Source organism: Kitasatospora humi, from assembly GCF_020907985.1.
In the GTDB taxonomy this organism is placed as follows: Bacteria; Actinomycetota; Actinomycetes; order Streptomycetales; family Streptomycetaceae; genus Kitasatospora; species Kitasatospora humi.
Window position 1 is genome coordinate 212,944 of the sequence record NZ_JAJJPA010000004.1, and the last position, 25,575, is coordinate 238,518.

Below are 25,575 nucleotides of genomic sequence, written 5' to 3' on the forward strand. Positions count from 1 at the left end.
TTTGTGGTGTTTTGTCCAGATTTCCATCACCCAAGAATTGATCATGGTCATCAATTCGAGTGACCGTACCCCGACTGTCGGTGCGCACGGAGCGCGAGTGTGAGCTATCTCACTGATCGTCAGCTGTCCGGTGGCGGCCCGGGTGAGGGCGACAACTGTCCGGCTTCAGCTGTCCGGTGAGTCCAGGTACTCCGGCTCCGGGAGCTCGGGGAAGGGCACGGCAGACGCCAGCACGCTCTGCACCCGCGGCCTGGTGCGCCAGTTCACCCGGCGCACGTCCCGGGAGAGCGCCCCGGGGCGCCACAGCTCCACCGCCACCGTGGTGCCGCCCAGCACCGCGGCGGCCAGGAGCCAGCCGCCCAGCACATCGCTCGGCCAGTGCACGCCGAGCGCGATCCTGGTGAACCCGACCAGCACGCTGGCCAGTACCCCCACCGTCGAGCAGGCGATCCTGGCCGGCCGGTCGACCCGCGGCCAGACCAGGGCGACCAGGGTGGCGCCGGTGATCGCGGCGGCCATCGCATGGCCGGACGGGAACGACGGGTCGGGGGCGGACGCCACCGGGTCCGGCCAGCTGGGCCGCGGCCGGTCCACCGCGAGCTTCACCGCCCACTGCACGCCCCAGCCCACCAACGCCTGGGCGGCGGTCCAGCCGGCCAGTGTGCGGGCGCCGATCGCCCACAGCCAGCCGGCGGCCAGGCCGAGCAGACTGCGCATGATGACCGGGCCGCCGAGCGTGGTGATCGTCTGCATCGAGGCGGTGAACGCGGTGTGGCCCCGGGCGAACCGGTGCAGCCCGCCCGTCCACGCGTGGTCCAGCCGCGCCAGCGGGACCCAGTCGGCCTCGATCAGCCCGAGCAGCAGGCCGAACAGCGCGAGCGCGCCGAACGCGACCACCGCGTAGCGCGGCAGACGGACGCGCAGCGTCGGCTGCGCCTCTCCGGAGCGGCGGTCCCCGCCTGTGGTCAGGTGCATGCCTGTCACCTTCCCAGGCGGGCAAGACGATCCGATGGGCGATGCATCGCGATTCGGCATCTTTTGCGCGGCTGCGGCGTTGCACCGAGGAGCGACTTGAGTGATCCGAGCGACGCTGGAACCGGGCCCGAGGCCCCGCCCCGGCGCATGCTCGGCGTGCGGCCCCCGCTGGGTGGGATGCGCCCAGGAGCCCACGCTGCGCGTGCGGTTGCTTGCAGACCGTCGAACTCCGAGTGAAGGCGAGCAGGATACTGCATCGCTGGAAGAACTCGGGTGGACTTGGGAATTCTGTCCGGTTTCTGTTCGTTGGATCGTTACGTGCGAGGCCCCCGGGGTCCCGCATCGCAGTCAGGCGTGTAGCCGTCGAACACACCGCCGCGAGACCAGACCCGGGCATCAACAGCAAGGGAGCAAGCATGGCCACCCGTGCCGTCGTTCGCGACAGGGCCGACCGGACTCGTACGGCCCGCCCGACCAACCTCGAGGCCGACCGCGACCTGGTCGGCATGTACCTCGACGAGATCGCCAGGACGCCCCTCCTCGATGCCGCCGAGGAGGTCGAGCTGTCGCTGCGCATCGAAGCCGGCGTGTACGCCCAGCACCTGCTGGACGAGGCCGACGACGGCGAGGCCCCGCTGCCCGAAGGCGTGACACGCGAGGAGTTGGAGGCGATAGCCGCCGACGCCGAGCGGGCGAAGGACGTCTTCATCCGTTCCAACCTGCGCCTGGTGGTCGCGGTCGCCCGGCGCTACCCGCGCAGTGGCCTGCCGTTGCTCGACCTGATCCAGGAGGGCAACGCCGGCTTGGTCCGTGCGGTGGAGAAGTTCGACTACGCCAAGGGCTTCAAGTTCTCCACCTACGCGACCTGGTGGATCCGCCAGGCGATCACCCGCTCGATCGCCGACCAGTCGCGCACCATCCGGCTCCCGGTCCACCTGGTCGAGGAGCTCGGCCGGATCCGCCGGGTGCAGCGCGAGAAGTCCAAGGAACTGGGCCGCGAGGCCGAGCCCGCCGAGATCGCGGCCGAGCTCGACACCACCGAGGAGCGCATCAAGGACGTGCTCGACTGGGCGCGCGACCCGGTCAGCCTCAACATGGCGGTCGACGACGAGGGCGAGACCCAGTTCGGCGACCTCGTTGAGGACACCGGCGCCGTCTCCCCGGAGGACGCGGTGCTCGTGATGCTCCGGCGCGAGGAGTTGGACGACCTGATCGGTCGGCTCGACGATCGCACCGCCTCCATCATCCGCTCCCGTTACGGCATGGAGGACGGCCGTGAGCGCACCCTCACCGAGGTCGGCAAGCAGCACGGCCTGACGCGTGAGCGGATCCGCCAGATCGAGAAGCACGCGCTCGCCGAATTGAAGAAGATCGCCGGGCACGCGGGCTTCGAAGCCGCCTGACGGGCCGCGGCGACATGCCGGTGTCCCGGCTCGCTCCTGGGGACCGGGACACCGGCATGCGGGTTCAGCAGTCGTCAGGCGGGGTCAGTTGCCGATCGCTCCACCCCAGACGGCGTTGCCGACCGGGCACTTGAGCGCGAAGTTCCACTCGCCGCCGTAGTACGCGCCGGAGATGTACCGCACGCCGTTCGAGCAGTCGACGTACGGGCGGTAGCTGTTGCCGTTGCACGTCTCGTAGAACCACGCGCCATTGGTGTGGCCGTTCCAACAGCTGAGGTTCTGCGGCGCGTGGGCCTCGCCCGAGACGGCGGGCTCCGCGCTCTCCGCAGTGGCCGAGGGATCGGTCGGCGTGGCCGTGGTGGTCAACGGCGAGGTCGCCGACTGCGCGGTGGCGTGGACCGGCTGCGCCTGGATGATGGCCAGCGGCTCGTCCGCCGCGTTCGCCATCGGGGTGAACGCGCCGACGGCCGCGAAGGCGAGGATCGTGGTGGTGCCGATCGCGCCCAGCGTCTTCCTGAATGCCATGTCGTTGCACTTTCGTTTGAGGCATGACTGGTGTTGATGCATCGACAGGGGGCGCCCGCCTGCGGATCCGCCCCGGATAGCCAGGGCGCAAGCCACGTTAGGTCGGCCGTCGCGGGCGGACGGTGGGACACGCCGGGGAGATGCTACGCATACGCTCGATTGGCTCTGGGATCAGGATGGGTGGCTTGCTGAAGGCCAGCGTTGGCTCTGGGGCCAGCACTTGGGCCCGGAGAGCCTTCGGCTCTTGCCTTCATGATCGAACTCCCGCTCGCTGGTCGGAGGATGGGTGCTCTACCGCTGACCGAGCGACGGCATGGAGGGACCCTCTGGCTCGTGGCCAGAGGGTCCCTGCTCTGCGGGGGGCGGTTCAGGCGGCGCCGAACGCGCCGTGCTTCACGCCCTGGACGAAGGCGGTGAAGCCCTCGGCGGTGAAGATGAGGGCGGGGCCGTCGGGGTTCTTGGAGTCGCGGACGGGGACGGTGCCCTGCGCGGCGAAGGCCGGGGCCCACTCGATGCACTCGCCGCCGGTCTGGCTGTAGGACGACTTCACCCACGTGGCCTCGGCAAAGGTGATGCTCATTCAAGTCCCTTTCGGACAGCACGAATCCTGTCGAGCGAAGCCACCGTGGCGAGCGACTCCACCACGAGTTGATCGTAGTCTCTTTCCCATGCGGCACATGTGAGTCGGCCGCGCTCCAGATAGCCGCGCGCATGAGTCTCGCCGTACCCGACCACCGACCGGTCTGGCAGGGTCAGTAGCACAATGGGGAAGGTGAAGGGGTTCAACTCTCCCAGGCTCAAGGGTGCCACCTGAAGGGTGATGTTGGGTCGATCCGCCAAGTCGATCACGTGATCCAACTGGCGTGCCATCACCTTGGGCCCGCCGATGAGACGGTTGATGCAACCCTCGTCGACCACAGCGTGCACGCGTGGCGGATTGGCTCGGTCGAGCACGCGCTTCTGCCGCGCGGCGAGGAAAACGACGTACTCCTCGGCCTGAGCTTCGGTTTTGCTTCCGCGTCGCACTGCTGCCCTTGCCAGCGCCCCGGCGTACTCGGGGGTCTGGAACAGTCCCGGGATCAGCGAGGTCTGGTACGTCCGAAGTTGTCGGCATCGCCCCTCGGCGTCCATGTACTCTTCGACGCCCTCCAGCAGGCTCGCGCGGTCGATCCGGCGCCACATGTCGTAGAACGCCTGTCCGGTGCCGAAGGTCTCATCGGCCTTCACTGCGAAGTGTTTTGTGGGGGAGCGCTGTCCTCTTTCGAGGTACGAGATCAGCGTGTTCGAGTAACCCATGCGCTTTGCCAGTTCGTTCTGGGACCAACCGCGCTGCCGCCGCAACCTGCGCAGTTCCGTGCCGAAACGCAGAACCGGAGATGAGACGACGTCAAGTTCCTGTTCGGACATGCCGAATGCCACCCCTTCACGCGACCAGATTGTCAACGTGGAAACACTGGAGATCGTACGTCGCGATGACGATTCTGAGTAGTGGATCGACTACTGAAAGGAGTCGTCATGAGCGCATGCCCTCCCCCCGCGCGCCCGTACGCCCCCCAACTCGGAGAGCTCGTCCGGGATCTCACCACCGGACGCGTCGGGACGTACATGGGCCCCGGCTACGAGAAGCGTCCTACCGTGTACCTTCGGCCGCCGCGCGGCGGCTGTGAGTGGGAGGTTGCCGCCTCCGACATCGAACCCGCCGACGGCTCCCGTGCGGGGCAGTGACGTCCATGTCCTCCCGCACCGCCCACGTCGCCGTCGCCACCGTCACCGCGCTCGCCGTCAGCCTCGGCGCGGGCCTGACCGTGGCCCTGCTCCTCGCCGCCTCTCCGCTCTCCACTCGGGTGAGCGCCTTCTGCTGCACCGCAGCCGCGCTGCTCACGGTGTGCGTGATCGCCGGTGGACCGCTCTTCGACCGGACCGAGCGCCGCCGTACCCGCGGGGCCCGCCGATGAGTGGCTGGACGATTCCCCTCCCGCCCAACGACCTGTGGGGCCCGGGTCACTGCCACTGCTGCTCCCGCTTCACCCTGGTCGCCCCGGGGCCGCTGATCGCGACCAAGGGCGGGCTGCAAGTCGCCGTCCCCTGGTGTCTGTTCGGCTTCGAACGCGCCAACCGCATGGTCCACCGCGCCGCCCTGCGCGCCACCTGAGCGCACGCCCCCTCACCACCCGGCAGAAACAGGACCCGCTCATGAAGAACAGAGCTTCGTTCGACCACCAGGCCGCCCTCGCCGACCTGCACGCCCTCGGCCGCGCCCTCGATGCCCAGGTGACCCAGCAGGCCGGCCCCGCCGCCCCGGACCTCGACGCCACCCTCACCGCGATGAGGCAGGTGCACGCCGACATCCTCACCAACCTCTCTCGCGCCCAGCGCGCCGCCCGCACCCGCACCCGCACCCGTACCCGCAGGGGACTACCCGCCTGATCCCCACTGACCGCCGACACCGCCGACTCCAGCACGAGTCGGCGGTGTCCTCCCGTGTCCCGGCCGGCATCGAAACCCGCCCTCTACGCCCGCCGGACCCGGTTCTCCGCGATCAGACCGCCGGTTGCCCGATCCAGGGTGACCGGGGCGCTGGCTCTGATGCTTCGTGCAGCACCGAGCTGCTCGGCGGTCGGTAGGTGGGCACGGCCGACGGTTCGCCTTCCGCCACTGCGGCGGCGTGCACAATGACGCTCGGGACGGGCAGCCCCGTCCGTGCGAACCTCCCGCTCACTCGGTGCTCATGGTCGGAGGCCGCGAGCGCCCACGCCCCGGACGGCGAAGTGCCCAGCAGCTCCGAGGCGCCGTCGAAGGCCGTATGGGCGCCCGACGGGTAGACCTCAGCCGCGTCCAGTCGGTAGCGCCCCGCCCACGTTGCCCAGACCGGGCGCTGGTTGTCCACGGCGTCGATCAACGTGCCGTCGACATCGAAGAGGACGAACATCAGTGATGACACGACCGGGGTGGCTCAGCTGGATGCCGGGTCGAGCTGGTGCCGCAGCTTCGGCATCTTCCATCCCCGGGCCAGGCCCGACGGATGGACGTTGCGCCCGCCGCCGAAGAACTCGCAGAACTTCATGATCAGCGGGTCCCAGCCGAGCGGATCGATGTAGTGCGTCCCCGGGATGACCAACTGCTCCTCCACATGGGCGCGGAGCACCTCCACCTCGAAGGCGCTGCAGTCCGGGTTGCCGGCGAGCGGGTGCACCGCGATGAGCCGGCACTCCAGCTGGATCGGGCACTCCGCGACCCGCGGCGGCGCGACCAGCTCCGACGCCTGTTCGGTCAGTCGGGCCAAGGAGAACTTGTCCGGCTCATAGCGGTAGCCCCGCTCCGCCTTGAAGTCCGAGAGGACGGGCGTTCCGGTGACGAGTGCGATCCGGTCGACGGCATCGGCCATCGACGATGACGGCAGGTTGAGCACGCACTCGCGCTCACGCAGCAGGTTCGCCGTGGTCTGGTGGCTGTTGGCCAGACCGAGCACGCAGGACTGGCCGAGCCACCAAGCGGAGGACATCGGGGCGAGGTTGGCGGTGCCGTCCTCGTTGCGCGAGCTGATCAGCACCACCGGAGTGCCGAAGTACAGCACCTTGAGCCCGGGCACGACGTGCATGTGTACACCTTTCACGGAGTGTGCGTCGGACGGACTCGCGATCGGAAGCGCGAGCCGTCAACGACTCTGCCCGGGGCGGTCGCACGCCGCTGGCGGTAATCGGACCCTGCGGTCGCGCCGCCCTGCGCGCTACCTGAGCGCAACACTTCCCGTACTGGACCGCCGCTTCCCGGCACCCCACGCAAACCCAGGCACCGCACCGCTACCTGCGCCGGCGCAACGCCAACGCCCCGCCACCCCGACGTACTTGCCGCCCAACACAAGGAACGCGCCCGCCAACCGCAGCGAGAAGGGCATCCGCTGGGGCGGACGCCCCCTCAACGCCGCAGCCTGACCCACCGCCAACCGCAGCTCCGGAGCGCCGAATGGGACAAGCCCTCACGAGAAGGACAGCGGCAGAGGGACGACTCAGGAGGCGGACGGCCCGATCTCCCCCGCAAAGACGATGAACTGGTCGATGAGGCTCCGTCGCAGATGGACGACGTCCGTTCCCGCCAGGCGGGGACCTCCATCCGGCGTGGTGAAGACCCACTGGTACCGGGCCCACTCGTCAGGCATGTCCACCGCCGAGCAGCGCACCATCGTGCCGGTCCCCGCCGGGTGGTGCCGGATGTCCAGCACGAACCGCTCGACCGCTGCGATTCCTTCGCTGCGACCCAACGGTCCCCAGAAGACCACGTCTGAGGTCAGGGCCTGGGAGAGCAGGGCAGTCACATAGCTGTCGTCCGAGGCGTTGAACGCGGAGATGAAGGTGTCGATCGCAGAGCGTGCCGTCTCTTCCTGCATGCCCCAGTAATACCAGCCATTGCGCGTGTGCTCGTCCCGCGAGCCGCCTTTCGATCCCGGTGGACCATCCCGGTCACAGCCCTGGCTCGACCTTGATGGGTGGCATGGCGTCGAAGTACGGTCGAAGGGTGATCCTTCCCAAGGACCGCGACCCGCGCTTCACCACCATCCGCCGCGGCGGCACGCTCACGGACCCCGACCACCGGCTCCTGGCCAGCTGGGCGGCCGCGTGCGCGGAGCACGTGCTGCACCTCTTCGAGTCCGTGCAACCGTCGGATCCCCGGCCCCGCCAGGCGATCGAGCAGATCCGGGCGTGGGCCCGCGGAGAGATCAGGATGTCTGAATCCCGCGCAGCGGGCGGCCACGCCATGGCGGCGGCAAGAGTGTTGAGCGGAGCGGCTCGCCATGCGGCGTTCGCTGCCGGCCAGGCCGCGGTGGTGGCGCACGTCGCCGCACACGAACTGGGTGCTGCGGCCTACGCGATCAAGGCTGTGCGTGCGGCGGCGCCCACGGGCGAGGCCGAAAGCGCGGGACGGCTCGAATGCCGCTGGCAGCGCGCACAGCTCCCGGCTGCGATTCGCGAACTCGTCCTGGACGACCAGCGTTTGCGCAACGAGATCTGCTGGTCGGTCTTCGACTGCTGACGGGCCCCTGATCGTCGCGCGCGCCTCGCATCACCCACCGGGCTGCTCACGGAGCCGACGTCGGCTGGCGCTGGAGGAAGGGACCCGATGGCGTCCGGTCAGGCGGGTGCTCGGTCGGGGCGTCTGTTGGCCACCAGCGCCGACAGCAGCCCCGGGAAACCGTTCATCTCGAAGAGCGGGCTCGCAGTCACCGGCCAACTCGCGGAGCAGACTGCGAAGTTGCATCCCGCCGACGGCTCGCATTAGCGAGCTCGTTCCGCCTGCCAGGTTCGGCCTGTTGCAGCGCGCCCGCGCGCGCCGGTGATCGAAGGGTCGCCAAGGGGGAGTTGAAGTTCGAGCAGGACTTGGTGCGCGCGCTGCTGCGGGGCCGGCACCCGGACTTCGCGGACCTGGAACTGAGTGACGTCGACGGCGGCTGGGACAACCAGCAGTGGCGACTCGGTGAGGAGTTGGCCGTGCGCTTGCCGCGCACCGAGCGGGCTCCGACGCTGCTGCGCACGGAGCAGACCTGGTTGCCGGCGTTGGGCGAGCGCCTGCCGCTGCCGATCCCCACGCCGGTGCGCATCGGTCAACTGTCGAACCTGTTCGGGCACACCTGGTCGATCGCGCGCTGGGTCGACGGTGAGCCCGCCGATCGTGCGCCGATCACGCGCACCGAGTCGGCCGAGGCCCTCGCCGGGTCTCTGCGGGCGCTGCACCAACAGGCGCCGGCTGAGCGTGCCCGTTCTCCTTCCAGAAAGCCTCCATCGCGGGCCGGCTCGAAAGTTCCAGGCAGTCCGCTTCCTCCGCCCCGGGATTGACTTCCCACCGCCATTCCGGGCCGAACGACATAGGGCTGGGCGGCAGTTGAAGGAGAGCGCGGGCCACCTTGCGCGCTGGGCCTCAATGAACCGGACGACCCGCTCCCTGAACGAGGAAACGCGCAGGGAGCAGTTGGTGTAGAAGCCCGTGATCTCCGCCGAACTCCTATTCTCCGTCAGATGATCCGCGATTCGTCACCGTCGATCAGGAGGACCTGTCCGTCGCGCAGGGTGCGGTGCGGGACACCGTCCGACCGGTACCGCTCGGCGACTCGCCCGCAGAGTCCCGTCTCGGGGTGCCCGGGGGAGTCGACGTGCGGGACGAAGGCGTGGTCGAGGATCCCCAGCCCGTCCCACACCGGTTCGTCACCCCACGCCTCGGTAACACTCTGCGGGTTGTCGCAGAGCTCCAGTCCGCGCAGGCTCGGGGCCAGCACGCAGGGGCCGGCGCTGTATCCCGCGTAGACGATCGTGTCCTCGCGAAGACGCCCGGTCAGCGCGGTGTCAGCCCCACTCCGAGCCATTGCGTAGCGCAGCACGAAAGCGTTCCCGCCGCGGACCCAGACGGCCGGAAACGCCGCGAGTGCGGTTGCGACCTCGCTCCCCGGCCGGTCGAAGTATTCCCGGAGGTCAACCTCCCGAGGCCGGAAGCCCAGCTCGCGCAGGGCCCCCGTTTCGAGCTCGACACCCACCCGCCGGACCTCAGCAGGCGCGGCGTCCATGGCATTGGCGATCACGGCGATCTCACCGGCCTCCACCCGGAGGAGCTCGAGCAGCCGGTCTGGGCGGTCACCGATACGGAAAGACGACAAGTACAGGCGCACTGTCGGACCTTAGCGCGCTGCCCGGGCCGCAGCTGCGCCGCGAATGCGCCGGAAGGCACCGGCGATGTCGGCGATGTCATCGTCGAAGCGCGACCGAGCGTGGATCCGCACGCCGCATGCCGAATCGAACTCTCACAGAACCAGCCGGGCAGCGCAGCCCGGGCAGTTCCTCAGCCACCACTGGTCGGTCGGCAGCGCCGGGACGCCTCCAGGGCCAGCACCTGTTGCACGGTCAGGTCGAGCCGGGCGACCGCTTCACGCACGCCGACCGTCTGCGGATCCGCCCGCTCCGATGTCGGCTCCTCGAGGATCCGGGCGAGCCACTGTGCACGGTCAGGTCGTCGAGGTAGTCCTCGAGGTCCCAGGTGTGGCCCGCCGCGCGACCCACGGCCCACGGCGGAGCGCTGCCATCGCTCATCGGTCTGCAACATGGTTCCGCTGTCCGCTGCTGTGCCCTCCTTTCGGGTTGTTTCAGGGTTCGCGGGACTGCGGCTGAGTGGCCGGATGGCCAGGCCCGGCCACTCAGCGCGCGATCGCGGTCAGGCCCTGGTCACCGGTGCCTGGAGTTCCGTCACCCAGTCGTCACGGTTCTCCGGGCACTCCAGGCTGATCTCCCGGGGGTAGCCGACGGAACGGTAGCCGTTGCCGTCGATCCAGCGCGCCAGCGTTTGGGCGGTGGGCAGCACGCTGTCCATCGAGCCGCGGTGCACGATGGTCGCCGCCTGCTCGAGAGGCGGCAGGTCGAGCACCCGGAAGGCACCGTCCTGGAGGTCAGCGGAGACCTGGACGGCAGCGTGAACGCTGATCCGGCCGTCGCCCTCCGGGGCGTCCTCGTAGTAGGCGACGCCGGGGCCCGTCGCAGGGACACCCGCCGCGGCCAGGAGCCGGAAGAGCTCGTCGTAGAGCGGCCCGATGACGGGCCCGATGTCCTCGGGCCCGAAACTCGCGGCCGTCGCGGTCAGCTCCGCCACCCGGACGGCTGGGATGCTCTTGATGACGACGTCGTTCGTGGGCATGTGCCCCTCGCTCTCGATTGCTCGGAGTCTTGCCTCGACCTGCACCAGCCGCAGCGCCGCCGCGGTCATCGCGCTCTCCAGCTCGGCCCGCCGCAGCCGCAGCATGCCGCGCAGTTCCTCGGGGGCGATCTTCTCCTCCACGATGTCCCGCACCTGCTGGAGGGTGAAGCCGAGGTCCTTGAGCGCGATGACGCGGTTGAGCTGGGCGAGTTGGGCGGCGGCGTAGTAGCGGTAGCCGGTGGCGGGGTCGACATGGGCAGGTCGCAGCAACCCGGTCGCGTCGTAGTGACGCAGCATCCGGATCGAGACGCGGCCGTGCCGGGCGAAGTCTCCGATGGTGAACATGATGGCTCCGAGTTCAGCGCCTGACACGGTGTGAGGGTCAAGAAGCTATTGATGGGCGCGGCCGAGGGAGCCGTCGCGATCCCTCCGCCCCGAGCAGTCGGCCAGGCTTGCCCGGTTGTCGGCCGCGACCACCGGAGTCCCGTCGGTCCGGGCACGACGGTCGCCGCCCTACCCTGGAGGGGTGACCGAGCAGCCCAGCACCCCCGACCAGCCGGCCGACGACGACGAGCAGACCGCAGCCGGGAAGCCCGAGCCCGCCGCTGCGAAGATCGTCTTCGGGGACCCCTTCGACCGGCAGACCAGCGACGACACCGACGCGGCATGGGGGGAGTCTTCGGGGGCCCGGGGCCTGGACTGGTACCTGAGCCAGCGCCCGCCGCACCACGGCGGCTGAGCGCGCACCACGGCGGCTGAGCGCGCATCACGCGGGGCAGCACGCATCACGCGAGGCAGCGCGCATCACGAGAGGTCACGGCGGTCGCGCCGGGCAGTCGGTACGGACCGAGAAGTACTGCAGCTGGCGAGGTGCCAGCGCGGCCAGCGGGAGGGAGCCCGTGGCCAGCGCGGCCGTCGCGCAGACGACCAGGCCGGTGAGCATCGCGCCGGGGCGGTAGCAGGCCACCTGGCGCAGGCGGTGGCGACCGCCGCCGCCCCGGCGGATCGGGCGGAAGTCGGGCACCGGGCGGCGCGGCGGCAGCGGGGCGGGCTCGGGGGCGGGCGGCCGGTGGGTCCGGCGGTGGCGGGGAGTGGTCGATCCGGTCATGGGACCAGGTTCGGCGTGCCCCGGGCCAGTCGGTAGCGGCACCCCGCAGCCTGTGGACAACCCCGGGCCTGTGGACAACCCGGAACGCCCGCCAGGAGCCGCCAGGAGCCGTCAGCAGCCATCAGGAGCGACCAGGCCCAAGGACGCCGGCCCGTCCCGGTGGGACGCGTGCGGCCCCGACGATGAGTGCGGCGCCGTCGACGCCCACCGCGCCCACCGCGCCCACCGCGCCGACAAGGGCCGTCAGGCCCCCGGGCGCGACGAAGGCCTCCCGGGCAGTCCCGGGAGGCCTTCGGAAAGCGTGGAGCGTCAGCCGGCCGACGAGGACGCCGAGGCGGTCGACGCGGCGCCCGCGCTGCTGGAGCTCGACGAGGAGGACGGCGACGACGACGAGGACGACGAGGACGACGACGAGGAGTCGCCGGACGACGACGTCGACGACGACACCGAGCTGCTCGACGAGGAGCGGCTGTCCGTCCGGTAGAAGCCCGAGCCCTTGAAGACGACGCCCACCGCCGAGAAGACCTTGCGCAGGCGGCCCTGGCAGTTCGGGCAGACGGTCAGAGCCTCGTCGGTGAACTTCTGCACCACCTCAAGGCCGTTGCCGCACTCGGTGCACTGGTACTGGTACGTGGGCACTGTGTCTTCCTCCTGGCACTCTCGCCTGATGAGTGCTAACGACGGTCCATGATGCGGCATTCCGCAGGATCAGTCCAGTGTGGCCGGCCCGGCGCGGCCTGCCACGTGCGTTCGACGCCCGGTCACGGCCACCGGTGCCCGGTCACCCGGCCGCCGGCTCCGCCACCGGGGCAGCCGCTTCGCCGCCCCTGGCAACGGTACGGCTCGCCGCGCCCGGACCCGTCAGGAGCCGCCGCAACGTGACCAGCGCCACCAGCCCGGCACCCGCCCCGGCCACCGGCACCAGGAAGCCCAGCGACGGCCCGCCCAGGTCGATCAGCTGGCCGGCCACCGTGGAGCCGACCGCCAGGCCGAGGCCGATCGCCCCGGTCAGCCAGGTGAACGCCTCCGTCTTGGCGCCGTCCGCGACCAGCGCCTCCACCAGCGTGTAGCCGGTGATCAGGGTCGGCGCGATCGCCAGACCGCAGAACAGCCCGGCGATCGTCAGCGCGGTCAGGTCGGGCATCGCCCAGAGCGTCGAGCAGCCCAGCACCAGCAGGCCGTAGCCGGCCAGCATCCGCTGCTGCGGGGAGCGCCGCCAGGCGATCAGGCCGTAGAGCACTCCGGCGGTCATCGAGCCGCCGGCGAAGACGCCGTAGACGACGCCGCTGAGGTCGCCCTGTCCGACGTGCTCGGCGAAGGCGGTGACCGAGACCTGCATGGCGCCGAAGACCGAGCCGACGCCCAGGAAGGCGCCGACCAGCAGCCGCACGCCCGGCGAGGCCAGCGCGGACACCCGCTGCGCCCCGGGCTCGGGCAGGTGCCGGGTCGGCGCGGTGGCCCGCTGGGCGGCGAAGAGCAGCCCGCCGAGCACGGTCAGCACGGCCTCCGCGACCAGTGCGGCGGCCGGGGCGACGGTGGTGGCGATGGCGCCGGCCAGCACCGGGCCGACCACGAAGGTGAACTCGTCGGTGACCGACTCGAAGGCGAAGGCGGTGGTCAGGTAGACCGGACGGTCGGCCAGTTTGGTCACCCACCGGGCCCGGACCATCGCGCCGATCTGCGGCACCGTGGCACCGGCCGGCGCGGCGGCCGGGAAGAGCGTCCAGACCGGCGCGTGGCCCAGTGCCAGGGCGATCAGCGCACCGACCGAGACGGCGTGCACCAGCACCACCGGCACCAGCACGGCGGCCTGGCCGAGCCGGTCGGCGAGCCGGCCGGTCTGCGGGCCGACCAGCGCCTGCGCGGTGGCGGCGGTGGCCGCGACGGCACCGGCGATGCCGTAGGAGCCGTTGGTGTCGAGCACCAGCAGCACGATGCCCAGGCTGAGCATCGCGTAGGGGAGCCGGGCCACGAAGGCGGGGAGCAGGAACGTCCAGGCACCGGGGGTGCGCAGCAGTGCGGTGTAGCCCACGCGGGTGGGGGCTTCGGTGGTGTCGTCGACCGTTGGGCGGGCCGCCACGGTCGGTCCTTCCTGCTGCCTGGTAGCGACCGCCGGGGCGGCGGAAAGCGAAAACCCCGACGGCGCCGAGAGTCGTCCTCTCGTGCGTCGACCGGGGTTGATACCGGGTCCGAGCCGCGGCCCTCCGACGAGGGCCGCACGCCCCGAGAAGGGGGGCCGCCGGACCGCGGCCGCCGAGCGGTCGCGCCAACTCTGCATCAGGCAGAAAGTTGCGGGTGGATCTGGTAGTACGTCCGGCCCATGGTACGGGACCGTCAACCGGTGCCGGGAAGGATCACTTCCCGTTCAGCCATCCTGCCAGCTTGCCGCCCCGGTCGACGGCCCGCAGCCGCCGCTCGGTGGCCTCGCCCACCGCGTCGGTGGTGACCACCAGCAGCTCGTCGCCCGACCGCAGCACCGTGCTGCGGTCCGGCACGAAGCTCTTGTCGTCGCGGACCACCAGGGTGACCGCGGCGCCGGCGGGCAGCCGCAGCTCGGCGACCTCCACGCCGGATATTCGGGAGCCCGGCGCCAGCGCCACCGAGAGCAGGTGCCCGCGCAGCCGCTCCAGCGGTGCCGACTCGACGTCCAGGTCGTGGCCGAGCGCACCGGCCCCGATCCGCAGCCGGCGGGCCAGCCAGGGCAGCGTGGGGCCCTGCACCAGGGTGAAGACCACCACCAGGACGAAGACGATGTCGAAGGCCTCCCGGGCGTTCGGCACACCGCCCACCAGCGGGATGGTGGCCAGCACGATCGGCACCGCCCCGCGCAGCCCGGCCCAGCTGAGCAGCGCCTGCTCGCGCCAGGGCAGCCGGAACGGGGTGAGGGTGAGCAGCACCGAGAGCGGCCGGGCGAGCAGCACCAGCACCGCGCCGATGACCAGCGCGGGCAGCACCGCCGAGCCCATGGTGGCGGGCGTGCAGAGCAGGCCGAGCAGGACGAACATGCCGATCTGCCCGATCCAGGCCAGGCCGTCGGCGAAACCGCGCACCGCCGGGCCGTGCGGCAGCTTGGCGTTGCCGAGCAGCACCGCGCTGACGTAGACGGCCAGGAAGCCGGAGCCGTGCAGCAGCGCCCCGGCCGCGTAGGCGAGCGAGGTGAGGGCGAGCACGGCGATGGGGTAGAGGCCGGAGGCGGGCAGCGCGAGCTGCCGCAGGGCGTACGCGCCCAGCTTGCCGACGGCCAGGCCGACGGCGGCGCCGATCGCCAGCTCCATGAGGATGGTGCCGAGCAGCACGTACCAGGTGTCGAGCGGCCCGGTGCCGGCGAAGGCGACCACCAGGATGACCACGGGGGCGTCGTTGAAGCCGGACTCGGCCTCCAGCAGGCCGCTGAGCCGGGCCGGCAGCGGCACGGTGCGCAGCACCGAGAAGACGGCGGCGGCGTCGGTGGAGGAGACCACCGCGCCGAGCAGCAGCGACAGCCGCCAGTCCAGCCCGACCAGCAGGTGGGCCCCCGCGGCGGTGACGAAGACGCTGATCCCGACGCCGACGGTGGCCAGCGCGGTGGCCGCCGGCAGCACCGGCCGGATCTCGCGCCAGTTGGTCTTCAGGCCGCCCTCGGCCAGGATGACCACCAGGGCGGCGTAGCCCAGCACTTGGGTGAGTTCGGCGTCGTCGAAGGTGACGCCCAGTCCGTTCTGCCCGATCGCCATGCCGATGCCCAGGTAGAGCAGCAGGCTGGGCAGTCCGGATCTGCTGGCCAGGCGCACCGCGACCACGGCGACCAGGAGGATTGCGGAGCCTTCGAGCAGCAGCTTGTTCAGGTGGTCAACGGTCACGCAGGGGCACCTCGACGTCTCGGGCGTCCGTCGGGCAGCGCGGTCGGGCAGCCGTGACGGGCGGGGGCGGGGAGGGTCACTGTGGTGGGCGACGGGGTGAACGGGCCCGGTGGGGCTGTGGACGGGCAGGGTGACACATGGTTAGCCGCGGGATCGTTACCCTGACTAACATTTTACGCGATCTTTGCACTGGCCCTGACGGTGGGTCGGCACGCGGTGGCCCACGGGCCAACCCGGACGGAGCGCCTCACCCGCGCCGGGTAGGGTCCCTGTGGTTACGTTGCCCCGCTCCCTGCACCTAGGACCGAGATGCCCCGCTCGCGACGCTCCAAGAAGTTTCGGCGCGCCCGACTGCTAGTGCTATTGCTCGTCGTGCTGCTGGTGGCCGGTGCGTCGGCCGGCGGATGGTACGCGGTGAACACCGTGCGCGCCTCTTTCCCGCAGGTCAGCGGCACGGTCCAGGTGCCGGGCCTGAGCAGCTCGGTGCAGGTCAAGCGGGACGCCCAGGGGATCCCGCAGATCTACGCCGACACGCCCGAGGACCTGTTCAAGGCCCAGGGCTACGTCCAGGCGCAGGACCGGTTCTGGGAGATGGACGTGCGCCGGCACATCACGGCCGGCCGGCTGTCGGAGATGTTCGGCTCCAGCCAGGTCGACAACGACGCGTTCATCCGCACCATGGGCTGGCGCGAGGTGGCGCAGAAGGAGTACGACACCGTCCTCAGCCCGGACACCAAGAAGGACCTGCAGGCCTACTCGGACGGTGTGAACGCCTGGCTCTCCAAGCACCCCGGCGGGGCCGCCGCCTCGCTGGAGTACACCCTCCTCGGCACCGTCAACAGCGGTTACAAGCCGGAGCAGTGGACGCCGGTGGACTCGGTCGCCTGGCTGAAGGCGATGGCCTGGAACCTCTCCGGCAACGTGCAGGACGAGATCGACCGCTCGCTGCTGAGCCAGACCTTCACCCAGGACCAGATCAACCAGCTCTACCCGGACTACCCCTACGACCGGAACCCCACCATCACCCAGGGCGGCACGGTCGGCGCGGACGGCACCTACAAGCCCGCGGGGTCCACCGGCACCACCGGCGCGGTCCAGCAGGGCTCCGCGGTGACCAAGGGCCTGCAGGACGTCTCCGGCAAGATGGGCAAGCTGCCGCAGCTGCTCGGCCCGCAGGGGCAGGGCATCGGCTCCAACTCCTGGGTGGTCTCCGGCAGCCACACGGTCAGCGGCAAGCCGCTGCTGGCCAACGATCCGCACCTGGGTCCCGGTCTGCCGAACGTCTGGTACCAGATGGGCCTGCACTGCCGGACCGTCAGCCCGAGCTGCCAGTACGACACCACCGGCTTCACCTTCGCCGGCATGCCGGGCGTGGTGATCGGCCACAACCAGTCGATCAGCTGGGGCTTCACCAACATGGGCGCCGACGTGGCCGACCTCTACCTGGAGAAGATCACCGGTCCCGACACCTACCTGAAGGACAACCAGGACCAGAAGTTCGCCACCCACCAGGAGACCATCAAGGTGGCCAACGGGGCGGACCGCACCATCACGGTGCGCGCCACCACCAACGGACTCGGCAACCAGTGCCCGCTGATCTCCGATCAGAGCACCGAGGACCAGAACGTCGGCACCTACGCGCCGGTCGGCAACTCGGCACCCGACCGCGGCACCTCCGGCTACGGCGTGGCGCTGTGCTGGACCGCGCTCAATCCGGGCAGGACCATGGACGCGGTCTTCGAGATGGACCGGGCCACCGACTTCACCGCGTTCCGCGCGGCGGCCAAGGACTTCGCCGTCCCCGCGCAGAACCTGATCTACGCCGACACCCAGAACCACATCGGCTACCAGGCGCCGGGCGTCATCCCGGTCCGCGGCAAGGGCGACGGCCGCTACCCGGCCCCGGGCTGGGACTCCGGCTACGACTGGAAGGGCTACCTGGACTTCAAGTCCCTGCCCTGGGTGGAGGACCCGCCGTCCGGCTACATCGTCACCGCCAACCAGCCGGTGGCCGACCAGAGCTACAAGCCGCTGATCACCAACGACTGGGAGTACGGCACCCGGGCCAAGGAGATCGACGACCAGATCAAGGCCCGACTGGCCAACGGCGGCAAGATCTCGCCGGACGACATGCAGTCGATCCAGCTGGACAACGCCAGCGTGATGGCCAAGACCCTGGTGCCGCTGCTGCTCAAGGAGCAGGTCACCGACCCGTACGTGCGCCAGGCCCAGGACCTGCTCAAGGACTGGAACTACAACCAGGACGCCGACTCGGCCGCCGCCGCCTACTACAACGGCGTCTGGCGCCAGCTGCTCACCCTGGCCTTCGGGCAGAAGTTCCCGGCCTCGGTGCGCGCCCAGGGCGACTGCCTGCTGGTCGCGCAGAAGGTGGACGCCAATCAGCCGGCCGGCTCGGTCGGCGGTGAGACGAAGATCGTCACCCAGTGCGGCACCCGCAAGCCCAGCCAGGCTCAGCCGGACGGCGGCGACCGCTGGATGGAGGTCGTCCGGCAGCAGCTGGCCGACCCGAACAGCTCGTGGTGGGACTACGTCGACTCCAACCACGTGCAGCAGCACGGCCTGGACAACCTGCTGAAGGAGGCGATGAAGGACGCCCGCCAGGACCTCACCGCCCACCTCGGCAAGGACATCTCCACCTGGAGCTGGGGCCGGCTGCACGAGCTGAGCCTCAACGAGCAGACCCTCGGCGTCGACAACTCCTCGATCGCCTCGGGGCTGATCCACCGGCTGCTCAACCGCGGCCCGTTCCAGCTGTCCGGCGGCTCGGCGGCGGTCGACGCCACCGGCTGGACCGCCGCGGCCGGCTACGACGTGGACTGGGTCCCGTCGATGCGGATGGTGGTCGACCTGAACGACTTCAACGCCTCCCGTTGGATCAACGTGGGCGGTGAGTCCGGGCACGCCTTCGACGACAACTACGACGACCAGACCGGCCTGTGGGCCCAGGGCAAGATGCTGACCTGGGCGTACTCCAGCCAGGCAGTGGACCAGGCGACCAGGAACACGCTGACCCTGCAGCCCTGAGCCACCCCGCCCGAGGCCCGCCCCGACTCCTGGAACCCAGGCTCCGTCAGGGCGGGCCTTCGCGCGGTCAGAACCGGTGCACGCCGTCCGACGTCACCACCGCGTGCACGGGGTGGTCGTGCGGCTCCACGGGCACGCGCTCCAGCAGCTCCTCCGGGTAGAGCAGGGTGACCAGCAGCGGCGTGGCACCGGCGGCGGTCAGCCGGGCCAGCACCCGGTCGTAGGAGCCGCCACCGCGGCCCAGCCGCAGCCCGCGCCGGTCCACCGCCAGGCCCGGCAGCAGCACCACGTCGGCAGCGGTGACCGCGTCCGGGCCCAGCCGCTCGCCGGTCGGCTCCAGCAGGCCGCGCGCCGCCGGGGCGAGCCGGTCCGGGCCCTGGTAGGCGGCCCAGTCCAGGTCGTTGTCCGGCAGCAGCACCGGCAGCAGCACCCGGGTGCCGCGCCGGTGCAGCCGGTCGAGCAGCGGGCGGGTGCCGGGCTCCGCGCCCACCGAGACGTAGGCGGCCACCACGGCGCCCGCCGGCAGCAGGGTCAGCGCCCGCTCGGCGATGGCCGCGGCCGCCGTCGACCGCCGTTCGGGGGACAGGGCGCGCCGGGCGGCGAGCAGCCGTGACCGCAGCGCGGCCTTGTCGTTGTACAAGAGATCGTCGGACACGGCTCCGATCCTCCCCCAGCCCGCCCCCAGGGAGTCCCATGTCCCTCCTGATGCCTGCCACAGCCCTGCTCAGCGTGGTGTCCGCCGGGACCGGCTGGGTGCTGTGGGCCCGCCTGCGCCGCCTGCGACAGGCCACCGCCGGCGAGGCGGCGGGGTTGCGCCGGCGGCTGGCCGAGCTCCAGGAGCGCTGCGACGAGCTGGCCCGGCTGGCGGCCCGCGACCCGGTCACCGGGGTGTGGAACCACCGCCACCTGCAGCAGACCCTGGAGCGCGAGGTGGAGCGCTGCGCCCGCCGCCGGAAGCCGGGGGAGCGGGGGCCGGAGCTGGCCGTGGTGCTGCTGGAGGTCGAGGGCTTCGACGCGGTCACCGCCGAGCACGGCCGGGGCCGGGCCCGGGCCGTGCTGCGCGACCTGGCCCAGCGGCTCACCGTCGAGGTGCGGCGCACCGATGTGCTCGGGCTGGTCGGCGGCACCGAGTTCCTGGTGGTGCTGCCGGACACCGGCGCGGCCGGGGCGGCCAAGGTGGCCGAGCGGCTCTGCTGGGCGGTCCGGCGGCACCGGCTGCTGGACTTCGCGGTCGACCCGGTGGACTCCCGGGAGCGGCCGCGGCCCACCGCCAACGGCCTGCTGGCCACCGCCGGCATCGCGGTGCTGCCGGACGACGGCGGTCACCCGGTGCCGCTGCTGCGGGCCGCCGACCGCGCCCTGGCCGCGGCCAAGCAGCAGGGGGGTGGACAACGGCGCGTATCCGGTTCAGGACGGCACGGTAGTGTGTCGGCCTGTGCCGCGCCGGGCCCCAGCGCCCGGTCCGGCCCTACCCGCAGTGTCGCGGCCGTGGTTGTCCCCGGCGAGGTTCGTCGTTCATAGCCGACCGACCCCTCCGGCGGTCAGCTCGGCCCTCCGCCCTCAGTAAGGTCAACGCATGACGACGAACTCCCGTATGCCCGTCACCAAGGCGGTTGTGCCCGCTGCCGGCCTCGGAACCCGCTTCCTCCCGGCCACCAAGGCCACGCCCAAGGAGATGCTGCCGGTCGTCGACAAGCCCGCGATCCAGTACGTCGTCGAGGAGGCCGCCGCGGCCGGACTCTCCGACATACTCATGGTCACCGGCCGCAACAAGCGCGCCCTGGAGGACCACTTCGACCGGGCTTACGAGCTGGAGGAGCTGCTCGCCCGCAAGGGCGACGAGGACAAGCTGCGCCGGGTCCAGGAGTCCGTCTCGCTGGCCAACATGCACTACGTCCGCCAGGGCGACCCCAAGGGCCTGGGCCACGCGGTGCTGGTGGCCGAGCAGCACGTGGCCGGCCAGCCCTTCGCGGTGCTGCTCGGTGACGACCTGATCGACCCGCGCGACCCGCTGCTGGCCCGGATGATCGAGGTCCAGCAGGAGCTGGGCGGCTCGGTGGTGGCCCTGATGGAGGTCGACCCGAAGCAGATCCACCTCTACGGCTGCGCCGCGGTCGAGGCCAACGGCCTCGGCGACGACGTCTTCCACGTCACCGACCTGGTGGAGAAGCCGGACCCGGCCGAGGCGCCCTCGAACTACGCCGTGATCGGCCGCTACGTGCTCGACCCCGCGGTCTTCGAGGTGCTGAAGAAGACCGAGCCGGGCCGCGGCGGTGAGATCCAGCTCACCGACGCGCTGCGCACCCTGGCTACGCTGAACGCCGAGGAGGGCGGTCAGGTGCACGGCGTGCTCTTCTCCGGCCGCCGCTACGACACCGGTGACCGAGCCGACTACCTGCGCGCGATCGTCCGGCTGGCCTGCGAGCGCGAGGACCTCGGCCCGGAGTTCCGCGGCTGGCTGAAGCAGTTCGTGGGGAGCGAGATGCAGGCCTGAGCGCCTGCCTCCAGCGAGTGCAGGCTCGGGCCTGCCGGAAGGCGGTAGCGGGATGACGACCGATCAGCACGGCCACCACCAGGAGCGCCGGCAGCAGGCGGACGCCTGTGCCACCGAGGCCCCCGGCCGACGGTACTGGACGGTCGACGAGCACCTGGCGGACGTGCTGGCCGCGGTCACCCCGCTGCCCCCGATCGAGCTGCGGCTGCTGGACGCCCAGGGCTGCCGGCTGGCCGAGGACGTGCCGGCCGGCAGCGACCTGCCGCCGTTCGACAACAGCTCGATGGACGGATACGCGGTGCGCACCGCCGACACCGTCAACGCCACCGAGCGGTACCCCTCGGTGCTGACCGTGGTCGGCGAGGTGGCCGCCGGCGCCGGCCGGCTGCCCGCGGTCGGCCCCGGCCAAGCCGTGCGGATCATGACCGGCGCCCCGGTGCCGCCCGGCGCCGAGGCGGTGGTCCCGGTGGAGTGGACCGACGGCGGCACCGGCACCGGCGAGGCCGCCCGGGCCATGGCCCCGGCCCGCGCCGACGAGGAGGTGCGGATCCGTCAGGAGGTCCGCGGGGGCGCGCACATCCGCCGCCGGGGCAGCGACATCGCGGCCGGCAGCACGGTGCTCCCGGCCGGCACCATGCTCGGCCCCACCCAGCTCGGCCTGCTGGCGGCGATCGGCCGCGGCAGCGTCAAGGCGCGGCCGCGCCCCCGGGTGGTGGTGCTCTCCACCGGCAGCGAGCTGGTGCCGCCCGGCGAGCCGGTCGGACCGGGTCAGATCTGGGACTCCAACAGCTTCACCCTGACCGCCGCCGCCCAGCAGGCCGGCGCGATCGCCTACCGGGTCGGCGGGGTGCCGGACGACGCCGAGCGGCTGCGCGCGGTGCTGGACGAGCAGCTGGGCCGGGCCGATCTGATCATCACCTCGGGCGGGGTCAGCGTCGGCGCCCACGACGTGGTCAAGGAGACCCTCCAGGACCACGCGGGCATGGACTTCCGGACCCTGCGGATGCAGCCCGGCAAGCCGCAGGGCTTCGGCCGGCTCGGCGGCCCGGACGGCGTGCCGCTGCTGGCCCTGCCCGGCAACCCGGTGAGCGCCTACATCTCGTTCGAGCTGTTCGTGCGGCCGGTGATCCGCACCATGCTGGGCGCCGCGGACGTGCACCGGCCCCGGGTGCTGGCGGTCTGCACGGCCGCGCTGCGCTCCCCGGCCGGGCGGCGGCAGTTCCTGCGCGGCCGCTACCTGGCCGACCAGGGCGCGGTGGAGCCGGTCGGCGGCGCCTCCTCGCACCTGGTCGGGGCCCTGGCCCGAGCCGACTGCCTGATCGTGGTGCCGGAGCGGACCGAGGCGGTGGCGGCCGGTGACGTGGTCGACGTGGTGCTGCTGCGCGACTGAACGGCGCCGCCCGGCTGACGGCGCCTCAGCCCATCGAGTGGCGCCGAGCGCGGTGCGGTGGGCCGGGAGCGGTACGGTAGCGGCCGGAATTCGCCCCGTCCTGCTGGAGAACTGACGTGACCACACCCCCCGGCGACCGCCTGACGCATGTGGACGAGACCGGCGCCGCCCGGATGGTCGACGTCTCCGAGAAGGAGACCACGGTGCGCACCGCGGTGGCGGCCGGCCGGGTGACCGTCTCGCCCCGGGTGGTCGAGCTCCTGCGCGGCGAGGGCCTGCCAAAGGGCGACGCGCTGGCCACCGCCCGGATCGCCGGGATCATGGGTGCCAAGAAGACCCCCGAGTTGATCCCGCTCTGCCATCCGATCGCCATCTCCGGCGTCCAGGTCGACCTGGCGGTGACCGACGGGGCGGTGGAGATCACCGCGACGGTGCGCACCGCCGACCGCACCGGCGTGGAGATGGAGGCGCTGACCGCGGTGGCGGTGGCCGGACTGACCCTGGTCGACATGGTCAAGGCGGTGGACAAGGCCGCCGCCGTCCAGGACGTCCGGGTGCTCAGCAAGTCCGGCGGCAAGAGCGGCGAGTGGGTCCGCGGCGGTGCCGCGTGAGAGCGCTGGCGATCACCGTGTCCAACCGCGCCGCGGCCGGGGTGTACCCGGACAGGGGCGGGCCGCTGCTGGTCGAGGGACTGCGCGCGATGGGCTTCGAGACGGACGGCCCGCAGCTGGTGCCGGACGGCGAACCGGTGCTGTCGGCGCTGCGGGCCGCGGTGGCGGCCGGCTACGACGTGGTGCTGACCACCGGCGGCACCGGGATCTCCCCGATGGACCTGACTCCGGAGATGACGGCACAGGTGATCGACCGTCAGGTGCCGGGCATCGCCGAGGCGATCCGGGCCCACGGCCGGGACAAGGTGCCGACCTCGGCGCTCTCCCGCGGCCTGGCCGGCCTGGCGGGCCGGACCGTGATCGTCAACCTACCCGGCTCCACCGGCGGGGTGAAGGACGGCCTGGCGGTGCTGGCTCCGCTGCTCCCGCACGCCGTGGACCAGCTGGCCGGCGGGGACCATCCGCGCCCGGCGGCCGGTGCCGAGGGGAGCACCAGCTGAGCGGCGGCTGGCCGGTGGAGCTGCGCGAGGGCGAGGTGGTGCTGCGACCGATCCGGCTGCGGGACCAGCGGGCCTGGCAGGAGGCGAGCCGGCGGAACCGGGACTGGCTGCGGCGCTGGGAGGCCACCGTGCCGCCCGCGCCGGCGGGGCGCGCCGTCGGACCGCGGCCGACCTACCGGCAGATGGTGCGCTACCTGCGCAGCGAGGCGGCGGCGGGCCGGATGCTGCCCTTCGTGCTGCTCTACCAGGGGCGTCTGGTCGGCCAGTTGACGGTGGGCGGGATCACCTGGGGTTCGATGTGCTCGGCCAACATCGGCTACTGGATCGACGAGGCGGTGGCCGGGCGGGGCATCATGCCGACCGCCGTGGCGATGGCCGTCGACCACTGCTTCCAGGGTTTGGGGCTGCACCGGATCGAGGTGTGCATCCGGCCGGAGAACCGGCCCAGCCGCCGGGTGGTGGAGAAACTCGGCTTCCGCTCCGAGGGGATGCGGCCGCGCTACCTGCACATCGACGGGGACTGGCGCGACCACCTGGTGTACGCGCTGACCGCGGAGGAGGTCCCCGAAGGACTGCTCCGGCGTTGGCGTTTGAGGTAATTGAATAAGTGTTCGAAATTGATATCGATATGGCATCGGCACGCGGTCAAGCGGTCACAAATACCGGCAAAATAGTCAGAGAATCAGTTTGGCGGGACGACACGCCGCGCCAAATTGCTGACGCCCTTACCCAACGCCCGTACGGTGTGAAACGTGAGCAGTAGCGGCCTCATCTACGCGGTCATCGTAGGGGCCTGGGCTGCCTATCTGGTGCCCATGTGGCTCCGCAGGCAGGACGAGCTCAACGAATCGCGCCCGACAGAACGTTTCAGCACCGCCATTCGCCTGCTGGCCGGGCGCTCGGCGCTGGAGCGGCGGGCGTCCCGGGCCCTGGGCGAAGACGACCCCACCGACTCCGCCGCCGACGGTGCGTCCGACGGCGGTGCCACCGGCGTGCCCGGCGAGATCCCGGCGGCGCTGCCCGCCGCCGAACCGGTCCGCACCGGACGGCTCGACCGCCGGGCCCGGCTGCTGGCCCGCCGGCGCCGGATGGTCACCCTGCTCTTCGGTGCCTTCGCGCTCGGCACGGTGGTCGCGGCGGTGGCCGGCGTCGCGTTCCTCTGGGTGCCGGCGCTGCCCGCCGTACTGCTCACCCTCTACATCGGCCACCTGCGCCGCCTGGAGCGCCAGCGCTGCGAGGTCAAGCTCGACCGGGCGCGGGCGGCGGCGGCCGCCGCGGCCGTGCGCGAGCGCGAGCACGCCAGGGCCCGCGTCGCCGGGACGGCCCCGCTCGCGGTGGCCGAGGAGGCCACCGAGCCGATCGAGTCGGCCCGGGCGCTCGCCACGGCCCAGGCGCTCGCCTCGGCCGCGGCCGCCGCCGAGGCGGAGCGGCCCGAGTCGGCCGCCCGGCAGGACCTGGTGGAGACGACCGACCACGAGGAGTGGGTCGACGGGCTGCGTGAGCGGGCCGCCGCCGGGCCGGACTCCTGGGAGCCCGTCCCGGTGCCGCTGCCCACCTATGTGACCGCCCCCGTCGCCCCCCGGGTCAACCGCGGCCTGGACCTCGCGGCCCCCGGCGCCTGGACGGCGTCGGCGGGCGCCCCCCGCCCCGCGGAAGCCCCCCGCACCCCGCTGTTCGACCAGTACCAGGACCCGGCCGCCCACACCCGCCCCCGCGCCGCCAACGAGTAGCCGGGGCGGCGGTACCCCTCCGACCAGGGGGGTGGTCACGAGCCCCCTCGAAAAGGTGCTAGAGTTTCTTCTCGTTGGGGCTGTGGCGCAGTCCGGTAGCGCACCTCGTTCGCATCGAGGGGGTCAGGGGTTCGAATCCCCTCAGCTCCACCTGACGACTGTTCACGAGTCAGCCTCGTGAAGGGTCACGAGATCCCGCTCGGTCCGCAAGGACCGGGCGGGATTTCTGTTTTTGGCGGGCCTGTTCGAGATGCGGGCGATCCGGGGGTGGGGGCGGCCCATGCCGG

Annotated in this window: 28 protein-coding genes, 1 tRNA gene and 1 pseudogene; 16 read left to right on the forward strand and 14 right to left on the reverse strand. The window is 71.7% G+C overall.

Annotated elements, in window-relative coordinates; translation table 11 throughout:
• Positions 1 to 165 precede the first annotated feature (165 nt).
• Positions 166 to 975, reverse strand: coding sequence for a phosphatase PAP2 family protein (locus LN042_RS06665; RefSeq protein ID WP_230049355.1), 810 nt, complete (start codon positions 973 to 975; stop codon positions 166 to 168).
• A gap of 416 nt (positions 976 to 1,391) precedes the next feature.
• Between LN042_RS06665 and LN042_RS06670 the strand changes: the two genes are divergently transcribed.
• On the forward strand, positions 1,392 to 2,378 hold the full coding sequence (locus LN042_RS06670; RefSeq protein ID WP_230049357.1) for a sigma-70 family RNA polymerase sigma factor: 987 nt from the start codon (positions 1,392 to 1,394) through the stop codon (positions 2,376 to 2,378).
• A gap of 84 nt (positions 2,379 to 2,462) precedes the next feature.
• Here the strand turns inward: LN042_RS06670 and LN042_RS06675 are convergent, their stop codons facing one another.
• From LN042_RS06675 to LN042_RS06685, 3 genes are all read right to left on the reverse strand, one after another.
• Positions 2,463 to 2,903 (reverse strand): hypothetical protein, encoded by a 441-nt coding sequence (locus LN042_RS06675; RefSeq protein WP_230049359.1) that lies wholly within the window; start codon positions 2,901 to 2,903, stop codon positions 2,463 to 2,465.
• Positions 2,904 to 3,270: 367 nt separating this feature from the next.
• Positions 3,271 to 3,483: a DUF397 domain-containing protein gene (locus LN042_RS06680; RefSeq protein ID WP_230049361.1), complete on the reverse strand. Its 213-nt coding sequence runs from the start codon at positions 3,481 to 3,483 to the stop codon at positions 3,271 to 3,273.
• Positions 3,480 to 4,310 carry a helix-turn-helix domain-containing protein gene (locus LN042_RS06685; protein WP_230049363.1) on the reverse strand — a complete coding sequence of 277 codons (831 nt, stop codon included), beginning with the start codon at positions 4,308 to 4,310 and terminating at the stop codon, positions 3,480 to 3,482. The genes LN042_RS06680 and LN042_RS06685 overlap by 4 nt, the downstream gene beginning before the upstream one ends.
• A 323-nt stretch (positions 4,311 to 4,633) precedes the next feature.
• Between LN042_RS06685 and LN042_RS06690 the strand changes: the two genes are divergently transcribed.
• From LN042_RS06690 to LN042_RS06700, 3 genes are read left to right on the forward strand one after another with little or no spacing between them, the layout of a single operon-like run.
• Positions 4,634 to 4,858 (forward strand): hypothetical protein, encoded by a 225-nt coding sequence (locus tag LN042_RS06690; RefSeq protein WP_230049365.1) that lies wholly within the window; start codon positions 4,634 to 4,636, stop codon positions 4,856 to 4,858.
• Entirely contained in the window at positions 4,855 to 5,055 is a 201-nt protein-coding gene (locus LN042_RS06695; RefSeq protein ID WP_230049367.1) for a hypothetical protein, read from the forward strand. Before LN042_RS06690 ends, LN042_RS06695 begins: the two co-directional genes overlap by 4 nt.
• A 41-nt stretch (positions 5,056 to 5,096) precedes the next feature.
• Positions 5,097 to 5,330: a hypothetical protein gene (locus tag LN042_RS06700; RefSeq protein WP_230049369.1), complete on the forward strand. Its 234-nt coding sequence runs from the start codon at positions 5,097 to 5,099 to the stop codon at positions 5,328 to 5,330.
• A gap of 170 nt (positions 5,331 to 5,500) precedes the next feature.
• Here the strand turns inward: LN042_RS06700 and LN042_RS06705 are convergent.
• From LN042_RS06705 to LN042_RS06715, 3 genes and pseudogenes are all read right to left on the reverse strand, one after another.
• Positions 5,501 to 5,832: pseudogene (locus tag LN042_RS06705) on the reverse strand (phosphatase); the annotation flags it as partial.
• 24 nt (positions 5,833 to 5,856) lie between these two features.
• Complete coding sequence (locus LN042_RS06710; RefSeq protein ID WP_230049370.1) at positions 5,857 to 6,501, reverse strand: flavin reductase family protein; 645 nt, start codon at positions 6,499 to 6,501, stop codon at positions 5,857 to 5,859.
• A gap of 408 nt (positions 6,502 to 6,909) precedes the next feature.
• Positions 6,910 to 7,287, reverse strand: a complete 378-nt coding sequence (locus LN042_RS06715; protein WP_230049372.1) for a nuclear transport factor 2 family protein — start codon at positions 7,285 to 7,287, stop codon at positions 6,910 to 6,912.
• A gap of 128 nt (positions 7,288 to 7,415) precedes the next feature.
• On the opposite strand from LN042_RS06715, the gene LN042_RS06720 reads away from it, so the two are divergent.
• Together LN042_RS06720 and LN042_RS06725 are read left to right on the forward strand one after the other, a co-directional pair.
• Positions 7,416 to 7,931: a putative immunity protein gene (locus LN042_RS06720; RefSeq protein ID WP_230049374.1), complete on the forward strand. Its 516-nt coding sequence runs from the start codon at positions 7,416 to 7,418 to the stop codon at positions 7,929 to 7,931.
• Positions 7,932 to 8,257: 326 nt separating this feature from the next.
• A complete protein-coding gene (locus LN042_RS06725) occupies positions 8,258 to 8,731 on the forward strand; it encodes a phosphotransferase (protein ID WP_230049376.1) in 474 nt (157 codons plus the stop codon).
• Positions 8,732 to 8,907: 176 nt separating this feature from the next.
• Here LN042_RS06725 and LN042_RS06730 read toward each other — a convergent pair whose 3' ends face one another.
• Positions 8,908 to 9,543 (reverse strand): Type 1 glutamine amidotransferase-like domain-containing protein, encoded by a 636-nt coding sequence (locus LN042_RS06730; RefSeq protein WP_230049378.1) that lies wholly within the window; start codon positions 9,541 to 9,543, stop codon positions 8,908 to 8,910.
• A 551-nt stretch (positions 9,544 to 10,094) separates the two neighbouring features.
• Positions 10,095 to 10,916: a MerR family transcriptional regulator gene (locus LN042_RS06735; RefSeq protein ID WP_230049380.1), complete on the reverse strand. Its 822-nt coding sequence runs from the start codon at positions 10,914 to 10,916 to the stop codon at positions 10,095 to 10,097.
• 181 nt (positions 10,917 to 11,097) lie between these two features.
• Here LN042_RS06735 and LN042_RS06740 point away from each other — a divergent pair, with 181 nt between their 5' ends.
• Complete coding sequence (locus LN042_RS06740) at positions 11,098 to 11,310, forward strand: hypothetical protein (RefSeq protein WP_230049382.1); 213 nt, start codon at positions 11,098 to 11,100, stop codon at positions 11,308 to 11,310.
• Between the two features lie 75 nt (positions 11,311 to 11,385).
• On the opposite strand, the gene LN042_RS06745 is transcribed toward LN042_RS06740, so the two are convergent.
• From LN042_RS06745 to LN042_RS06760, 4 genes are all read right to left on the reverse strand, one after another.
• On the reverse strand, positions 11,386 to 11,679 hold the full coding sequence (locus tag LN042_RS06745) for a hypothetical protein (RefSeq protein ID WP_230049384.1): 294 nt from the start codon (positions 11,677 to 11,679) through the stop codon (positions 11,386 to 11,388).
• A 309-nt stretch (positions 11,680 to 11,988) separates the two neighbouring features.
• The gene (locus tag LN042_RS06750) at positions 11,989 to 12,318 is read right to left on the reverse strand and encodes an FmdB family zinc ribbon protein (RefSeq protein ID WP_230049386.1); all 330 of its coding nucleotides are present in this window, start codon (positions 12,316 to 12,318) and stop codon (positions 11,989 to 11,991) included.
• Between the two features lie 142 nt (positions 12,319 to 12,460).
• Entirely contained in the window at positions 12,461 to 13,759 is a 1,299-nt protein-coding gene (locus tag LN042_RS06755) for an MFS transporter (RefSeq protein ID WP_230049388.1), read from the reverse strand.
• 274 nt (positions 13,760 to 14,033) lie between these two features.
• A complete protein-coding gene (locus LN042_RS06760; protein ID WP_230049390.1) occupies positions 14,034 to 15,518 on the reverse strand; it encodes a potassium/proton antiporter in 1,485 nt (494 codons plus the stop codon).
• A 309-nt stretch (positions 15,519 to 15,827) separates the two neighbouring features.
• Here LN042_RS06760 and LN042_RS06765 point away from each other — a divergent pair, with 309 nt between their 5' ends.
• Positions 15,828 to 18,563 carry a penicillin acylase family protein gene (locus LN042_RS06765; RefSeq protein WP_230049392.1) on the forward strand — a complete coding sequence of 912 codons (2,736 nt, stop codon included), beginning with the start codon at positions 15,828 to 15,830 and terminating at the stop codon, positions 18,561 to 18,563.
• Between the two features lie 67 nt (positions 18,564 to 18,630).
• Here the strand turns inward: LN042_RS06765 and LN042_RS06770 are convergent, their stop codons facing one another.
• The gene (locus LN042_RS06770) at positions 18,631 to 19,218 is read right to left on the reverse strand and encodes a 5-formyltetrahydrofolate cyclo-ligase (protein ID WP_230049394.1); all 588 of its coding nucleotides are present in this window, start codon (positions 19,216 to 19,218) and stop codon (positions 18,631 to 18,633) included.
• A gap of 38 nt (positions 19,219 to 19,256) precedes the next feature.
• Between LN042_RS06770 and LN042_RS06775 the strand changes: the two genes are divergently transcribed.
• From LN042_RS06775 to LN042_RS06810, 8 genes are all read left to right on the forward strand, one after another.
• Positions 19,257 to 20,084 carry a GGDEF domain-containing protein gene (locus LN042_RS06775; RefSeq protein ID WP_230049396.1) on the forward strand — a complete coding sequence of 276 codons (828 nt, stop codon included), beginning with the start codon at positions 19,257 to 19,259 and terminating at the stop codon, positions 20,082 to 20,084.
• 55 nt (positions 20,085 to 20,139) lie between these two features.
• Positions 20,140 to 21,057, forward strand: coding sequence for a UTP--glucose-1-phosphate uridylyltransferase GalU (galU, locus tag LN042_RS06780; protein WP_230049398.1), 918 nt, complete (start codon positions 20,140 to 20,142; stop codon positions 21,055 to 21,057).
• A 52-nt stretch (positions 21,058 to 21,109) separates the two neighbouring features.
• The gene (gene glp / locus LN042_RS06785) at positions 21,110 to 22,447 is read left to right on the forward strand and encodes a molybdotransferase-like divisome protein Glp (protein ID WP_230049400.1); all 1,338 of its coding nucleotides are present in this window, start codon (positions 21,110 to 21,112) and stop codon (positions 22,445 to 22,447) included.
• 173 nt (positions 22,448 to 22,620) lie between these two features.
• Positions 22,621 to 23,058 (forward strand): cyclic pyranopterin monophosphate synthase MoaC, encoded by a 438-nt coding sequence (gene moaC / locus LN042_RS06790; protein ID WP_230049506.1) that lies wholly within the window; start codon positions 22,621 to 22,623, stop codon positions 23,056 to 23,058.
• The gene (locus LN042_RS06795; protein ID WP_230049401.1) at positions 23,055 to 23,558 is read left to right on the forward strand and encodes a MogA/MoaB family molybdenum cofactor biosynthesis protein; all 504 of its coding nucleotides are present in this window, start codon (positions 23,055 to 23,057) and stop codon (positions 23,556 to 23,558) included. The genes moaC and LN042_RS06795 overlap by 4 nt, the downstream gene beginning before the upstream one ends.
• Positions 23,559 to 23,572: 14 nt before the next feature.
• Entirely contained in the window at positions 23,573 to 24,157 is a 585-nt protein-coding gene (locus LN042_RS06800; protein ID WP_372495679.1) for a GNAT family N-acetyltransferase, read from the forward strand.
• Between the two features lie 153 nt (positions 24,158 to 24,310).
• Positions 24,311 to 25,288 (forward strand): divisome protein SepX/GlpR, encoded by a 978-nt coding sequence (gene sepX / locus LN042_RS06805; protein WP_230049403.1) that lies wholly within the window; start codon positions 24,311 to 24,313, stop codon positions 25,286 to 25,288.
• 76 nt (positions 25,289 to 25,364) lie between these two features.
• Positions 25,365 to 25,438: transfer RNA gene (locus tag LN042_RS06810), tRNA-Ala, on the forward strand.
• The last annotated feature ends 137 nt before the right edge of the window (positions 25,439 to 25,575 follow it).

Coding starts and splice junctions, on each gene's coding strand:
- LN042_RS06665 (WP_230049355.1), bottom strand. CDS start 975: ATGCACCTGACCACAGGCGGGGACCGCCGCTCCGGAGAGGCGCAGCCG.
- LN042_RS06670 (WP_230049357.1), top strand. CDS start 1,392: ATGGCCACCCGTGCCGTCGTTCGCGACAGGGCCGACCGGACTCGTACG.
- LN042_RS06675 (WP_230049359.1), bottom strand. CDS start 2,903: ATGGCATTCAGGAAGACGCTGGGCGCGATCGGCACCACCACGATCCTC.
- LN042_RS06680 (WP_230049361.1), bottom strand. CDS start 3,483: ATGAGCATCACCTTTGCCGAGGCCACGTGGGTGAAGTCGTCCTACAGC.
- LN042_RS06685 (WP_230049363.1), bottom strand. CDS start 4,310: ATGTCCGAACAGGAACTTGACGTCGTCTCATCTCCGGTTCTGCGTTTC.
- LN042_RS06690 (WP_230049365.1), top strand. CDS start 4,634: ATGTCCTCCCGCACCGCCCACGTCGCCGTCGCCACCGTCACCGCGCTC.
- LN042_RS06695 (WP_230049367.1), top strand. CDS start 4,855: ATGAGTGGCTGGACGATTCCCCTCCCGCCCAACGACCTGTGGGGCCCG.
- LN042_RS06700 (WP_230049369.1), top strand. CDS start 5,097: ATGAAGAACAGAGCTTCGTTCGACCACCAGGCCGCCCTCGCCGACCTG.
- LN042_RS06710 (WP_230049370.1), bottom strand. CDS start 6,501: ATGCACGTCGTGCCCGGGCTCAAGGTGCTGTACTTCGGCACTCCGGTG.
- LN042_RS06715 (WP_230049372.1), bottom strand. CDS start 7,287: ATGCAGGAAGAGACGGCACGCTCTGCGATCGACACCTTCATCTCCGCG.
- LN042_RS06735 (WP_230049380.1), bottom strand. CDS start 10,916: ATGTTCACCATCGGAGACTTCGCCCGGCACGGCCGCGTCTCGATCCGG.
- LN042_RS06745 (WP_230049384.1), bottom strand. CDS start 11,679: ATGACCGGATCGACCACTCCCCGCCACCGCCGGACCCACCGGCCGCCC.
- LN042_RS06765 (WP_230049392.1), top strand. CDS start 15,828: ATGCCCCGCTCGCGACGCTCCAAGAAGTTTCGGCGCGCCCGACTGCTA.
- LN042_RS06775 (WP_230049396.1), top strand. CDS start 19,257: ATGTCCCTCCTGATGCCTGCCACAGCCCTGCTCAGCGTGGTGTCCGCC.
- galU (WP_230049398.1), top strand. CDS start 20,140: ATGACGACGAACTCCCGTATGCCCGTCACCAAGGCGGTTGTGCCCGCT.
- glp (WP_230049400.1), top strand. CDS start 21,110: ATGACGACCGATCAGCACGGCCACCACCAGGAGCGCCGGCAGCAGGCG.
- moaC (WP_230049506.1), top strand. CDS start 22,621: ATGGTCGACGTCTCCGAGAAGGAGACCACGGTGCGCACCGCGGTGGCG.